Origin of the sequence: Caldithrix abyssi DSM 13497 (genome assembly GCF_001886815.1) — a bacterium.
In the GTDB taxonomy this organism is placed as follows: Bacteria; Calditrichota; Calditrichia; order Calditrichales; family Calditrichaceae; genus Caldithrix; species Caldithrix abyssi.
The window spans coordinates 1,501,743-1,515,202 of sequence record NZ_CP018099.1 but is presented as its reverse complement, the minus strand read 5'-3'; the positions used below and the strand labels follow the sequence as shown (position 1 = coordinate 1,515,202).

Annotated in this window: 13 protein-coding genes; all 13 read right to left on the bottom strand. The window is 46.7% G+C overall.

The window, feature by feature from the left end:
- Nucleotides 1–175 precede the first annotated feature (175 nt).
- Complete coding sequence (locus Cabys_RS06060; protein ID WP_006929323.1) at nt 176–772, bottom strand: SPOR domain-containing protein; 597 nt, start codon at nt 770–772, stop codon at nt 176–178.
- Nucleotides 739–1,509: a tetratricopeptide repeat protein gene (locus tag Cabys_RS06055; protein ID WP_006929318.1), complete on the bottom strand. Its 771-nt coding sequence runs from the start codon at nt 1,507–1,509 to the stop codon at nt 739–741. Before Cabys_RS06055 ends, Cabys_RS06060 begins: the two co-directional genes overlap by 34 nt.
- Complete coding sequence (locus tag Cabys_RS06050; RefSeq protein WP_169833694.1) at nt 1,506–3,350, bottom strand: BatD family protein; 1,845 nt, start codon at nt 3,348–3,350, stop codon at nt 1,506–1,508. Before Cabys_RS06050 ends, Cabys_RS06055 begins: the two co-directional genes overlap by 4 nt.
- A gap of 24 nt (nt 3,351–3,374) precedes the next feature.
- Nucleotides 3,375–3,860 carry a hypothetical protein gene (locus Cabys_RS06045; protein WP_006929316.1) on the bottom strand — a complete coding sequence of 162 codons (486 nt, stop codon included), beginning with the start codon at nt 3,858–3,860 and terminating at the stop codon, nt 3,375–3,377.
- Entirely contained in the window at nt 3,857–4,513 is a 657-nt protein-coding gene (locus Cabys_RS06040; RefSeq protein WP_006929315.1) for a tetratricopeptide repeat protein, read from the bottom strand. Before Cabys_RS06040 ends, Cabys_RS06045 begins: the two co-directional genes overlap by 4 nt.
- Nucleotides 4,494–5,531 carry a VWA domain-containing protein gene (locus Cabys_RS06035; RefSeq protein ID WP_006929314.1) on the bottom strand — a complete coding sequence of 346 codons (1,038 nt, stop codon included), beginning with the start codon at nt 5,529–5,531 and terminating at the stop codon, nt 4,494–4,496. Before Cabys_RS06035 ends, Cabys_RS06040 begins: the two co-directional genes overlap by 20 nt.
- Before the next feature lie 126 nt (nt 5,532–5,657).
- Nucleotides 5,658–6,653, bottom strand: coding sequence for a vWA domain-containing protein (locus Cabys_RS06030; RefSeq protein ID WP_006929313.1), 996 nt, complete (start codon nt 6,651–6,653; stop codon nt 5,658–5,660).
- Between the two features lie 7 nt (nt 6,654–6,660).
- The gene (locus Cabys_RS06025; protein ID WP_006929312.1) at nt 6,661–8,031 is read right to left on the bottom strand and encodes a DUF4340 domain-containing protein; all 1,371 of its coding nucleotides are present in this window, start codon (nt 8,029–8,031) and stop codon (nt 6,661–6,663) included.
- 98 nt (nt 8,032–8,129) lie between these two features.
- A complete protein-coding gene (locus Cabys_RS06020) occupies nt 8,130–9,638 on the bottom strand; it encodes a GldG family protein (protein ID WP_006929311.1) in 1,509 nt (502 codons plus the stop codon).
- Nucleotides 9,639–9,686: 48 nt separating this feature from the next.
- Nucleotides 9,687–10,469, bottom strand: a complete 783-nt coding sequence (locus Cabys_RS06015) for an ABC transporter permease (protein WP_006929310.1) — start codon at nt 10,467–10,469, stop codon at nt 9,687–9,689.
- Between the two features lie 2 nt (nt 10,470–10,471).
- Complete coding sequence (locus Cabys_RS06010; RefSeq protein WP_006929309.1) at nt 10,472–11,407, bottom strand: ABC transporter ATP-binding protein; 936 nt, start codon at nt 11,405–11,407, stop codon at nt 10,472–10,474.
- Between the two features lie 109 nt (nt 11,408–11,516).
- Nucleotides 11,517–12,524, bottom strand: a complete 1,008-nt coding sequence (locus Cabys_RS06005; RefSeq protein ID WP_006929308.1) for a DUF4381 family protein — start codon at nt 12,522–12,524, stop codon at nt 11,517–11,519.
- Nucleotides 12,521–13,450 carry a tetratricopeptide repeat protein gene (locus Cabys_RS06000; protein ID WP_006929307.1) on the bottom strand — a complete coding sequence of 310 codons (930 nt, stop codon included), beginning with the start codon at nt 13,448–13,450 and terminating at the stop codon, nt 12,521–12,523. Before Cabys_RS06000 ends, Cabys_RS06005 begins: the two co-directional genes overlap by 4 nt.
- Nucleotides 13,451–13,460 lie beyond the last annotated feature (10 nt).

The window sequence follows — 13,460 nt, the reverse complement described above, 5'->3', positions numbered from 1 at the left end:
TGACAGAGAGTTCAACCGTGCCCTTCGGCTACGCTCAGGGCACGCATTTTACCCGCTCACTGAGCGAAGTCGAAGTGAGCGGTTTGCCAGAAAAACCTCAACCGTGCCCTGCGGCTACGCTCAGGGCACGTATTCACCCGCTCCCAGAGTGAAACCGAAGCGAACAAAAAAAACGCTACTCCCCACCCAGGTTTTCCGCCACACGTACCTTGCTGCGCACCACAAACGCTTCGCGATAACCGATTTTACGGGCCAGCTCGCGGGCTCTTTCGGCCTGATTGCGATCTGTAAAATCGCCAATGCGAATCTTGTAAAAGGGCGCTTCAAAAATAAAATAAACCTTCAGCCGGTGCGGTTCAAAATCGAGCTGCGCTTTACTTTTGGTCATGGTGGCCGTTTCCACGCTCCGACCGGCAAAAATCTGCACGCGAAAGCCGTCCACCTCTTTGTAAGTAAGCAGAGAATCGGGAATGGCTTCATTTTCGGATGTTGATTGAGCGTCTGTCAGGTCAAGCGCTTCCAGCCCCGGTTTCGCAGCCTTCGCTCCTCGATTGTTGCGTTTAATGACGATATCGTCGTCTTCCAGACTGAGCGGATCGAATGATTCGTCAAACTTGCCGTCTAAGGTCGTTACGGCGCGTTCTTCCGCTGCCGGCTGCGCCACCTTTTTTTTAGCGGCGGCGCAACCGAAAATTAAATTTAAACCGATTACAATTGTAAGCAGAGTGAACAATTTGCTCAAATAATTTCCAGGGAATTTTGCGGTAACCATCCTGTTTTGCCATCCTCTAATTTAATTTCAAACCAATCATTATTTTTTCTCAAAACCTTTACTTTAAGGCCTTCGTGAATCACAAAAATTTCTGTGGATTCCGCGCGGGGCTCCGAGTAAACCGTAACCGTCGGTTTTAATATAACGCCATATTTCTCATTTTCAAAACGATATGCCTTGTCGGTCAGAAGCACACTGGCAAAAAACAACAACGATAAACTGATTATCACCAGCGCCCGGCCCTTTTGTTGTTTTCTTTGTTTTTTCCAGTACAGATGAAAGGAGAGGCTCAGTACGCTAAGCCAGAACAACGCAACCACCAGCCAGGCAAGGGCGTTCATGGGCAATAGTTGCAATAGGTTTTTCCACCACACCGTCAGGAAAAATTCAGGCGGTTTTTCAATTTTATCCAGCAGACGTGTTTGCAAGATCAACAAATTCTCGCGCAGCGCTTCGTCATCCGGCATTAACCGCAAGGCCCTTTCGTAAAAAAGGCGCGCGCGCCCCAGCTGGTTAATTTTAAAATAGGCGTTGCCCAGATTGTAGTACAATTCGCCGCTTTCGTAGCCTTCATCCACAATTTTTTGATAAACTTCAATGGCCTGCTGGTAATTTCCTTGAGAAAAAAGCGCATTGCCCTGACGAAACAACTGTTGAATATCTTCTGTTTGGGCCAGGCCTGCCGCCACAAACACAAAAAGCAGAAGAATGGTTGCCCACTTGTTTCTTTTTTTCATATCCACTTCTCTAAACTGGTTAACACTTTTTTAGCGCGATCGTAAAATTTTTGTCTTTCTTCTGGTGAATCGGGAATATTGGCGAACTGGCGGAAATCGGCTTCTTCTAACACGGCAATGTACTCGTCCACCACTGCGGGATCGATTTTGCGTTCATTCAGATGCTTGCGCACCGTGGGCGTGCTAAAATCGCTCAAATCGATATTGAGTTTATCGCGAACAAAGCCCTGTAGGGCATTGCTAACGGCCCTGTAAAACTGGTCGTACTCGCCGCTCTTTAACAGATCGCGCGCTTTTGAGAGCTGTTTAGCCGCCATGCGCCCGGCCTTTCGGCTGCGTACCAGACGCTCGTCTCCGCTGATACGCGCCTGATAATCATTGACCAGCACAAAGACAATCAGGAAGATAAAACCAAAACCGATTAGGCCCCAGAACTTAAAACTGCGGTATATTTTGTAACCCACCGGCTGAAACTGACTGAATTCCTTAATAAAGCGGATATCGCGCCCGATAAGATCCACATAGCGCTGATCCAGAGAAGCGCCGCCTCCTAACGGTTGGGACATCGCCACGCCCCGTTGTCCGCTCACATGCAGCGGAATCGCCTTGCTCCTTAAAGTAACGTATTTTCCGGTTTGCGGATCAAAATAGCTGAACGTAAGCGGTTTAATGAGAAAATCGCCCGGTACGCGGGGAATCAAAATGATTTCGGCTTTCTTTTTACCGCGGATTCTTGCGCCTACATTGTCCAGTTCGGTTTTGATTTTCGGATCGTATTTTTCAATGTCCGGCGGAACGATCACATCCGGCACATTCACCATTTTGATGTTGCCCTCGCCGGCAATCGTTACCTTTAAAGAAACGGCATCGTTGGTTTTAACATCGGTCTTGTCGATTTTTACGTCAAGATTGTACCGGCCGACTGCGCCGTTAAAATCGGCCGGTCTCCCTTCCTGCGGCAGTTCCATAACCTTAATTTTAATGGGCTTACTGCTCAGCGTTTTTTGCACCACCCTGCCAAACGGATCGTCAAAAAAACTGTCGAAAATGCTGCGCGAACGGCGCTGCACGCGCGCTTCTACCATCACAGAAATGGGCTCCAGAGTTAGCTCGCCGCTCTGCGTGGGAAAGATGGCAATCTTGCGAATCGTCGCCACATTGTAATTGAGCCCGTTGACGATTTCTGATGATATGATCGGCTGGCCGGGCATTTCGAACTCCTCCGTCCAGAAGCCCGGATTGGAAGGCAGTTTTTTAAAATCGTAGCCGCTAACGTTAACGCGGAAGTATAACTTGTAAGCGACCACAATCTGCTCGCCCACGTAGGCCTTGCGTTTAGAGACTTCGGTTTTCAGGTAAATGCTCTGTCCCAGCAAATCGCGGTCGGTCGTTTTCTTAGGCGCTTTTCGCTGGCGAGAAGGCTTTTGAGCGGTTTGGGGCTGATCGACAACGGTAATGGTTATGGCGTTGCTTTTTATTGTTTTCCCTTTTCGTTTCACCGTGGCCGGCGGAATGTTTAATTGGCCCTTCTTTTTGGGCTGCAGGTAATAGGTGTGCACTTTGGTGGCCGACATGCGGCCATTGACAAATTGAATACTGGTAGAAGTGTTTGGCCCGGAAAGAACGTAAAAGTCCTTAAAATCGGGCGCCACAGGATCGGGCAACGAAGTCGATTTTCCGGAAACTTCAATGGAATAGGTAAAGTTCTCGTTAATGCCTACTTTGTTTTTAGAAACATACGACCGGATTTGTATGTCCTGACTAAAAAGCTGTTGATTCCCCCAAAACAAAATGGACAAAACAATGATTATCGCTGAACTTAGCCGTTTATTTTTAAACATTTTTCGCATGGTATTTCGTCCGCTTTACCAGTCTTTTTCCACCTGTTTGCGCCCGGCGGGCACACGCAAATGTTCTTTTTTAAATTTTTTGTTCTCTTCTTTTAAGGCGCGCAAAATACGTTCGGCTTCTTCTTTGCTCATCTCTTTCTTTTTTTGTTGATCGGTTTGCGCCTGCTGCTGTTTTTGCTGATCCTTTTGTTGATCCTGTTTTTTTTCATTGGCCTGCTGTTGCTGCTCTTTTTGCTCTTTTTGTTTTTGCTGATTTTGCTGTTGCTGTTGTTGTTGCTGCTGTTGCTGTTTCTTTTGTTCTTCCAGCTTTTCTTTTAAAGCCCTCAGATAGGGGTCATCCGGAAATTTTTGCAATCCCTGATCCACGGCCTGTATGGCCTGTTCTAATTGCCCGCGCACATACAGATTGGCGCCCAGATGAAAAAACTCCATGGCATTTTGCGCAGATGCGAATTGAATGAAAACGCCGCCTACAATCAGTGCCAACAACATGCGCTTCATAATTCCTGACCACCTAAAATATCTACTACATCCTTAATCCGTTTAATAAAACTCTGAAAAGCAGCCACAGTTTTATCTTTTTGTAAACCTTGCATCATCAAGTCGTAAGCGTCTTTATAACGGCGCTGATCCACCAGTTTTTCGGCCTGTTTTTTAAGCTTTTTGGCGAATTCAGACGGCTCCGGCGGTTTATTCTGATCTTTGTTCTGTTGTTGTTGCTTATCCGCCATCTCTTTCAATCTGGCGCGGGCCAATTCCAGATTATATTTGGCCTGGTAATCGTCCGGATTCAGTTCCAGCGCCTTTTTGTAAGCTTCGATGCTCTCTTTTAACTTGTTTTCCTGAAAATAACAGTTCCCAATGTTGTAAAAGGCTCTGGCGCTCAGGTTTAAATTTTCGCTGCCTACGACCTTCTGGTAAGCCTCAATGGCCTCTTTGTATTTTTTTAACTTGTAAAGCGCATTGCCTTTGTTAAAAAGAGCCGTTTCATTCAATGGATCGTCTAACAGCGCGTCCTGGTACTGGGCCAGCGCCTGCTCGTACTTTCCCTGCTTGTAATATTCGTTGCCCTTGTTCACCTTGCCGCGCACGCTGTCAGCCATCAATGGCGCGATCAGGAAAATAAGGAATAAATTAATAATTAGCCAGCGCATACTCAGACCTTACTTTGGTTCTTACCGGTAAAAAGAATTCCAGCATCAAAAAGATCAATCCTAAAATCACAAAAATCTGGTAGCGATCTTCGTACTGGGCAAATTTTCTGGAGCTCAGCTCCTTCTTTTCCATTTTTCGGATTTCATCATAAATCTTACGCAATTCGGCCTGCCCGCTGGAAGCAATGTAATATTTTCCATTGGAAATAAAGGCGATTTTTTGCAAAGTTTTAACATCCAATTTTGTGGTAACCACATTGCCATTACGGTCTTTTTTAAAGCCCAGAGAACGGCCATACTGATCGTAAACGGGAATGGGAACGCCCTGCGGCGAACCAATTCCGATAGTGTAAATAATAATGCCTTCTTTTGCCGCCTCTTCGGCCGCTTTAACCGGATCGCCTTCGTGGTCTTCTCCGTCGGTGATCAGAATCAGCACTTTGTGTTTGCGCTCCTTTTGATTGAACGAGCGGATGGCCGTACGAATGGCGTCTTCAAGCGCCGTGCCCTGCACCGGAATTAAATCGGTGTCCATCATCTGCAAAAATAATTTGGCGGCTCCGTAATCGAGCGTTAAGGGACAAACCAGATGCGCCATGCCGGCAAAAGCGATGAGTCCGATACGATCCCCCTGTAACAAATCAATAAAATTATCCAGTTCGTGTTTGGCCTTTTCCAGACGGCTGGGTTTGATGTCTTCGGCCAGCATGCTGTTCGAAACATCCAGGGCGACAATGATGTCCACGCCTTCCCGCTTCACCTCTTCCAGCCTGGTGCCAATCTGCGGATCGGCCAGGGCAATCACAAAAAAGGCGTAGCTCAAAATAAAGAAAACATTTTTCCAGATCATTCGCCGACGATCAAAACCCGGCATGATGCGCTTTAAAATCTCAATATGTCCAAAGCGTTCCAGCAGCGCTTGTTTATGCCGGTAAATCAGCACAAAAAAGATGATTAGCAGCAGCACGCCCCACAAACCGTGCAAAAATATCGGATATCGAAATTTGAGTACTTCCATAAATGCTTTCTATTGACTCTTTAAAAAATGTTTCCTTTTCATAAACCGGGAATGCCATTTTTTAGCATACTCCCCCCTAAACACCTAAACCTCTAAACTACTAAACTCCACTCAGGCGCTCCCTTTTTAAGGAATCTTTTTAAAATAGGTGTTGCCCAGTACCAGCTCCAGCACCAGCAACAAAAGGCCAAAGGTCAAAAAGTAAACAAAAAATTCTTCGTAACGCGTGTACTCCTTGACCTCGATCTTGGTTTTTTCCATTTCGCCGATCTCTTTGTAAATTTCGCGCAATTTTTCGGTGTCGGTTGCCCTAAAGTATTTACCGCCGGTAATAGCGGCCACCTCTTTCAGCAAATCTTCGTCAATATCCACACGCATGGGCACATAGCGCCTGCCCCACAACGGATCGTCTATGGGGTACATGGCCGTGCCGCGCGTGCCCGTTCCAATGGTGTACACGCGAATGCCCATGGCTTTGGCCATGCGCGCCGCCGTAATCGGATCGATCTGACCGCGATTGTTGCGCCCGTCTGTTAACAGGATGATCACCTTGCTTTTGGCCTTGCTGTCCTTCAGGCGATTGATAGCCGTGGCCAGGCCCATGCCGATGGCCGTGCCGTCCCACTCCTGATCGGCGACCTTCATGTTGTCCAGAATGTGGTACAGCACGCCGTAATCCAGAGTCAGCGGACACTGGGTAAAACTCTCTCCGGCAAAAACCACCAGCCCGATGCGGTCGTTTTTTCGCCCTTCGATGAATTCTTTGGCCACCATTTTAGCCGCTTCGATTCTGTTTTTAGGCCTGAAATCCTCCGCCAGCATACTGGTGGAAACATCCATGGTCAGCACAATATCGATGCCTTCGGTGGTAATTTCTTCTTCTTTGTGGCTGGACTGCGGCCTGGCCAGGGCCAGAATGATTAAGGTTACCGCAATCAAACGCAACACAAAAAGCGCCGGACGCAAGCGCTGCTTTAAGCTGGGTTTGACCTGCTTCAATAATTTAATATCAGAATAAATGATCTTTCCCGTAGCGCTGGAGCGCCCGCGCCAGTACCACCAGATCATTAGCGGCAGAACAAGTAACAACAACAAATAATAAGGATCGGCAAATCGGAACATTAATCACCTATTCTTCTTCGGCTTTGGTTTCCTGTTTTTTCTCTTCTTTAGGCTTTTCGATCAAATCTTCTTTTTCAGGGAAAATATCTTTTAATGAACTCTTTTTAAAGGTTACAACCGACTTCTGCTCCGGAACCTGGGCGTAAAATTCATCTTCATTCCGGTCTTTACCTACCAGCAATTCCAGAATCTTTTCGTCGTTGTCGTTGTAAACTTCCACCAGTCCGCGCGGCATATCCAGACCATATTTTTTCAGGTTTTTGGGATGGTCGTCCACAAAACGCGCTACCTTCAGATTATTCAAATGCGAGATCAAATTCGAAATTTTGTAATTTTTGGCCTTTTCGCCGGTAGAAAGCGCCCAGTTATTGGAACTGTCTTTTTCGAAAATCATTAGTTCGCTGTTGAACAACAACTTAATGCGCTGCGCTTTGTTCCGGTTAAATTTGGCGATGTACTTGTCGCGTAAATCGTACAATTTCTTTTTAAAGGGTTTGACAAAAAATGAATCCACCTCAAAGATGTGAGGACGCGAATCGTCTTTACCGTAGGCCCTGTTGCCTTTAAGTCGCGAGAACGACACACCCAGTTTGGCCTTTTCCATTCCGGAGAACAACTCGATGCGGATGGCCGGCGCCGTTAATCCGTATTCGGAAAGATGCTCCGGCGTTTCGGCCACCACCGATTTAATGCGTCCGAATTCCAATTTATTTAAGATGCTGTTAATATTGCCATTGTCTCCTCTAACTTCAACCGGCTCGGTCAATTTCCAGTTGTTTCCTTCTTTTACAAAATGAAATTTACCGTGGCGGTTTTTAAGTGTGAATTCCTTAATCTGATCCTTTTTAAAGTGAATGGCTTTTTTGTCGCGCCAGTCGAACAGCGATTTATCCATGGTATTTTTAATGGAAGAAGCGACAATGGCCACGGTGGAATCGTCTTTGGTTACGAACACATTGGCGCCGACCGGCGTACGGTCGCCGATTTTCACCCATTGCTTGGCCACGCCCTTTCCGGAGAATACAACTTTAATACTTTGAGCGCCAAGACCATAGGTGGCCAGATCCTTTCCTTCGGCCTTGAACGTGCGAATCTTTTTCGTATTGCTCAGGCTGTACAAAACGGAATTAATGGGCGACTCATCGGCCAGGGTTTTAATGGGCCGAACGATCTGCCAGGCGTCGTCTTTTTTGACAAACTCGAAGGTCGTACCGTTTTTTTCAATAATGATGTGATCGATGCTGTCTTTTTTTACATTAAACAATTTTTCGGCGATCTCTTTTTCTTTTTTCTTTTGCTCGCCGCCTTTTATTTCCACAAAATAAACATAGGCAGCCAGAGCAATAGCGATCACTGCCAGAATAATCGTATTGCGCATTTTCGCTCCGTCTCCTCTTTTGTAGCACTTGCACCACCAGCAAATTAATTCAAAAGGGAACAGAAGAGCCCGCGCCTGTCTGTTCCCTGATTTCAATGTTAACGATTTCTACGGATAAAAATCACCACGCCAATGATGACCACCAGCAAAGGAATGGCAATCACAACCAGGTAGAACAATCCTTTAACATCGGCCTGGGTCATGGTCAATCGCCGATCGTCAATCTGTTTGGGCCGGATGGCAATCAGGTCTTCTTCTTCGGCCAGGTAATTGACGGTATTCATGAACAGGTTCATATTACCCTGGTTGGTGAAAAAGCCGTTTTTAGCAAAGTCGGAATCCCCAAAAATAACCAGCGAAAGTTTCGGCTTGCTGGCGGATTTTTCCACTACCACGCCCAGGGTAATGGGGCCCTTTTTGTCTTTTTGCGGATCAAAACTCACCTTGCCGCTGGCATAATCCACATCGGCCCAACTATTGCCGGAGGTCTTTAAAAGCTCCGTAATGGTGTAGCCGCCTTTGTCTTCCATCGGCGTTACGGAACAGGCCAGCGGATAGAAAGTCATGATATTAAAATCTTTGGTAATGGCGTGATTTTCATCATAAGAAGTAACCAGCGGCATGGCCGGCCCTGCGCCGAACAACTGCCCGACTCCGCTGTAGTCGATCACCAGGTCGTTGCCAATTTGCACGTGGTATTGGGCGGCAAATTCGCCGATCTCTACCGGATGCTCCGGATCCACCATCAGCAACAGTTTGCCGCCGTTGTCCACAAACTTTTTGATGGTGTCTAACTCGCCGGGGAAGAAATTGGTTTTAGGCCCCACAATGGCCAGCACCGTACAGCTATCGGGGATGGTTTTACGCCGTACCAGGTTCAATTCTTTGACCAGGTAGTTTTCCTTTTTAATAGCTTCGGCCGCTTTGGAATATCCTTCGGCCGACTCATCTTTAATCGACCGTTCGCCATGGCCGGTTAAAAAGTAGATCGCCTTTTCCTCATCGCGCGTTACTTTAATGATGGCGTTGGTCAACTCGGCCTCGTCCAGTTTTTCCACCACCTCGCGTTTTAAACCGCATTCCACAACAATGGTGCCGTATTTTCGAATGCCGTACTGTTTGGCAATTTCCGGCCGCTCATCCGGATCCACAAACTCATAGCTCAAATGCGAAGAACGGTAGTTGTATTCATCCAGTAAATCTCTGGCCCGATTTTGTTCAGAAGTTTTAAAAAAGGCCATCAGTTTCACATCTTTGTTCAAATTATCCAGAATTTTCTCTGTTTGATCCGAAAGGCTAAACAACTTGTTTTGCGTCCAGTCGAAGCGCACATGACGACGGGTGGAAATAAAGGCCAGCATGGAAACAATGGCCAGCACCACGATGATCTGCAGCGTAACATTGGAACCGTATTTTAAAGCCCGGCTGGAAAGCTTTTTTTGCCGGTTCCTGTAATAGTTAAAGATAAAATACCCCAGCCCGGCGACGCCCACGACCAGTAAAATCCAGTGGTACGCCTGCCATACCTGATTGATAGAATACCAGATCAATGCGGCCAGCAACGCCAGAATGCCCACCAATCCGGATATATTTTCAATTTTTTTCATCGTTCTGTCTCTCCATTCTAATTTTCACCAACTTCCCTGCGCCTGAAATCAGGCTCGCCATTTAACCGATTCAACCATCTTTAGCGAGAAATAAAGTCCGACGGCCACAAACAGGATGTAATAGGCCAGATGGCTGGTGTCAATTACGCCCTGGGCAAAGTCTTCAAAATGATTGATAATGGAAATGTAGTTGAGAATGGGTTTTAAGGTCGGCCCGGCAAAATTGGCTCCCCAGCCAACAACCCAGAGCAGCAGCGACATGCCAAAACCGCCAATGGCTGCGATAATCTGGTTTTCGGTGGTGGTCGAAATAAAAAGCCCCACCGAAATGAATGCCGCGCCGAGCAAAATAAGACCTATGTAGCCGGAAAGCACCGGTAAAAATTCAGGATCGCCGTAAAGGAACAGCAGTCCCTGAAAAAACATGGTAGGCAGTAAAAGAACGATGTAAAAGGCCACGCCGGCCAGAAACTTGCCAAGAACGATCTGCAAGGGCGTAATGGGCGTGGTGTACAACAACTCCACCGTGCCCAGCCGTTTTTCTTCTGAGAACAGCCGCATGGTAATGGTTGGCAATGTAAAAAGCGAAATCAAGGCAATGTTCCAGAAGTAGGGCCGAATGAGCATTAAATTCACATTGAATTTTTGCGGCGCCACGCGGAATTGCTGCGCCCTGATGGTGTCCATAAAAGCCGCTTCCACAAAACTGGAAAGGTACAGGTAAAAGAACACACCGGTTAAGGCCGTAAATAGCGCCAAAATCACATAAGCAATCGGCGAATAGAAAAAGGATTTGAATTCTTTTTGAAATATGGCTAATGTCGCTCTCATTTTCAGGCCACCTCCTCTTTGGTCGTCAAATGCAAGAAGATTTCCTCAAGCGTAAAGCGTTCGGTGGAAAGCTCCAGCAGGCCAAGCCCACTGTTCACAATGGCCTTAGCCAGCTCTTTGCGAACGTCATTGGGCGTTTCTACAATTACTTCGCGGATGTCTTTCCCTTTGCTGTTGAATTCTAATTTCTGAATATCGGAAATGGGCTGCAACGCCTGCTTAATGGCCTCTTCCGTACCTTCGACCTGCAGGGTAATGCGCTGTACGCCATGCATGCGGTTGGTCAAATTTTCCACCGTGTCTTCCACCACCACCTTACCTTCGTTGATGATCACCACGCGTTCACAGGTCTGTTCAATTTCCGGCAAAATGTGAGAAGAAAGAATCACCGTATGGTCGCCGCCCAGGTTTTTGATCAATTGACGAATTTCAATAATCTGTTTGGGATCGAGTCCAACGGTGGGTTCATCCAGAATGACGATTTGCGGATTGTTGATTAAGCTTTGAGCCAGCCCCACGCGCTGCTTGTAACCTTTGGACAGCTTGCCGATTATCCGTTTCCGGACATCGCCGATGCTGGCCTTTTCGACCACGGCATCTACCTCTTTTTTAAGCCGATCGCGCGGGACGCCTTTGATTTTGGCCACAAACGTAAGGTAGTCGTCCACTGTCATGTCGGTATAAAGGGGCGGATTCTCCGGTAGATAGCCTGTAATTCGGCGCACTTCGAGACTTTGTTCAAAAATATCGTACCCCCCAACCGTTGCGCTACCGCTGGTGGGCGGCATGTAACAGGTTAAAATGCGCATGGTGGTCGTTTTGCCGGCGGCGTTGGGCCCCAACAACCCCAGCACTTCGCCTTTGTTTACATGAAAGGTCACATCTGAAATGGCCCTCTTTTCGCCGTAATAACGCGTTAATCCTTTGACGTCTATCAAGGCTCATTCCTCCTCTGTTGGATGATCAACAAACTTTGTCATTCTATTTTAACCACAAAGTTCAGAGAGGCACCACTATGAGCACAGAGATTTTTATTTTCTATTATTTTTAAGTTCTCTGTGCCTGCTCCGGGTTATCTGTGGTTACTGCAACTTCTTTATGATCAGGTTCTGCTTCGTAAATAATTTTTGTTTTCTGTACAAAATCAACGCTTAATTCTTTTAAACGTTCTATTTCTTCCTTGGCCGGAATGTATCTGGCAAACTTAATTAAATCTGACATTGTTAAAATTTCTTGCAGTTGTTTGCGTAACGATTCATCTGCCAGATGCGCCTGAATTTCTTGCATGATTTCCGTGGTGGTCTCTTCTAAGGCGGCGATAAAATACCGCCCTTCCAGATAGGCGCGTAAAATTTCCGACAGTCTGGAAAAAAATTCTTTAAATTGTTCTCTTTCGAGTAAATCGGAAGCGAATAGTTCCTGCAAAGCATTTAAAGCCACCTCATGGGCCGGCGGCGCGGGCGGAGGCGGTGTAAACACATAGCCCTTTTCTTGTTTGCGCTTCCAGAGTCGGTAAGCCAGGTAAAGCAAAATTCCCAAAATCAAAACAGCCGCCGCCACCATTCCCCAGAAACGGTAATTAAAAGGAATATCCAGCGGCGGTTTAATATCCTTTAATTCCGGCGCTTCTTCTCCTTTTAATACGCTTTTTACGTAGATATCGATGGCCGGCGCTTCGATGATGGCCGGTTTGGTTGATGAATCGGATGGGAAATAGGCCAGCGGATAGGGCGGAATGGTAAATTTGCCCGTATCGTAAACGGAAATCACATAATCATACCGCTGAATAAGGTGATCGCCTTTTTTAACGGGCTCATGAAATTTGTAATCCTTAATTTCAAACATGCCCAGGTTAATCCCCTGGCCGGGTTCAATAATGCGCACATCTTTTTGGCGGTCAATTATAATGGAATACAAAATGTGATCGCCAATTGTAATCGTGGCCGTATCCACCTGAGCTTTAACTTCGATTAAAGATGGATTTTCTGTCTGCGCCCAGGTTAATGCCAGAAGCAAAGTCCATATTCCCAGAATAAGAATGCAATGTTTTCTCATCGAATACGCCGCTCGTAAATTTTAACGCCTTCTGCTTTCATTAATCGTTCCGCCAGCTCCTGATAGGCTTTTTGCTGTTTTTCCATCAATAGATCCTGCGCCACCTGCTGCCGCACTTCATCAAACGATTTTTGACGGATCACCCTGCCCTTGTCGTCTCTTTCCGCGTAGCGTTCTTTATTGGCTTTGTAGTACAGCTCCAGCTCTTCCTCTTCCAGCTTAACTTTGTCGGCCAATTCCTTTTGCAACAGTTTGTTGGCCATCAACGCCTTTTTGGCCTGAAAAACGCCTTCAATCACTTCTTTGTTTTTATCCAATCCCTGCCGTCTGGCCGATTCGTACAACAAATCTTGTAAAATCAATTGCTGTAAAAGTTCCCTCTTTTTTTGCGGATCGTTAAACTGCTCCTGAACGGCGGGGGGCAGCTTGCTGATCTCAAAGTCCAGATCGCCCTGCGTGATTTTTCGTTCACCGATTTCAGCCAGCACCTGTCCCGGCCGGTTCCGGGACAAACCGGAGGTGTCCAGCGCCGCTTCGCTTTGCATCATGCGCATGGCGTCCTGCGACCGTTCCAGCCGTTCCAGGCAGGCCACGATTTTTTTGCCCACTTCTTTTTGCAGCGGACTTTCCGGAAAGAGATATTTAACTTTAAGATAATATTCCAGCGCCTTTTCGTAATCTTTGATGCGCTCAAAATAGATATCGCCAATGGTGTAATAGGTGTTGGCCACCCTTCCCGTCGGCAAAGGATAGTCCTTTAAATACTGCAAATATTGACGCACCGCCGCTTCGTAAAGACCGTTGGTGTAATAAGCGTTCGCCAGTTGCAAAACATCGTTTTCGGCAATGCGCGTTTTTTCTTCTTTTTGACACGCGCTAAAAACAATCATTCCGGCAATCATCACAACCAGAGCTTTTCGCACCATCCCCAAACCT

Excerpts from the sequence above, each read along its gene's own strand:
- Cabys_RS06060 (WP_006929323.1), bottom strand. The coding sequence starts at position 772 with ATGGTTACCGCAAAATTCCCTGGAAATTATTTGAGCAAATTGTTCACT.
- Cabys_RS06055 (WP_006929318.1), bottom strand. The coding sequence starts at position 1,509 with ATGAAAAAAAGAAACAAGTGGGCAACCATTCTTCTGCTTTTTGTGTTT.
- Cabys_RS06050 (WP_169833694.1), bottom strand. The coding sequence starts at position 3,350 with ATGTTTAAAAATAAACGGCTAAGTTCAGCGATAATCATTGTTTTGTCC.
- Cabys_RS06045 (WP_006929316.1), bottom strand. The coding sequence starts at position 3,860 with ATGAAGCGCATGTTGTTGGCACTGATTGTAGGCGGCGTTTTCATTCAA.
- Cabys_RS06040 (WP_006929315.1), bottom strand. The coding sequence starts at position 4,513 with ATGCGCTGGCTAATTATTAATTTATTCCTTATTTTCCTGATCGCGCCA.
- Cabys_RS06035 (WP_006929314.1), bottom strand. The coding sequence starts at position 5,531 with ATGGAAGTACTCAAATTTCGATATCCGATATTTTTGCACGGTTTGTGG.
- Cabys_RS06030 (WP_006929313.1), bottom strand. The coding sequence starts at position 6,653 with ATGTTCCGATTTGCCGATCCTTATTATTTGTTGTTGTTACTTGTTCTG.
- Cabys_RS06025 (WP_006929312.1), bottom strand. The coding sequence starts at position 8,031 with ATGCGCAATACGATTATTCTGGCAGTGATCGCTATTGCTCTGGCTGCC.
- Cabys_RS06020 (WP_006929311.1), bottom strand. The coding sequence starts at position 9,638 with ATGAAAAAAATTGAAAATATATCCGGATTGGTGGGCATTCTGGCGTTG.
- Cabys_RS06015 (WP_006929310.1), bottom strand. The coding sequence starts at position 10,469 with ATGAGAGCGACATTAGCCATATTTCAAAAAGAATTCAAATCCTTTTTC.
- Cabys_RS06005 (WP_006929308.1), bottom strand. The coding sequence starts at position 12,524 with ATGAGAAAACATTGCATTCTTATTCTGGGAATATGGACTTTGCTTCTG.
- Cabys_RS06000 (WP_006929307.1), bottom strand. The coding sequence starts at position 13,450 with ATGGTGCGAAAAGCTCTGGTTGTGATGATTGCCGGAATGATTGTTTTT.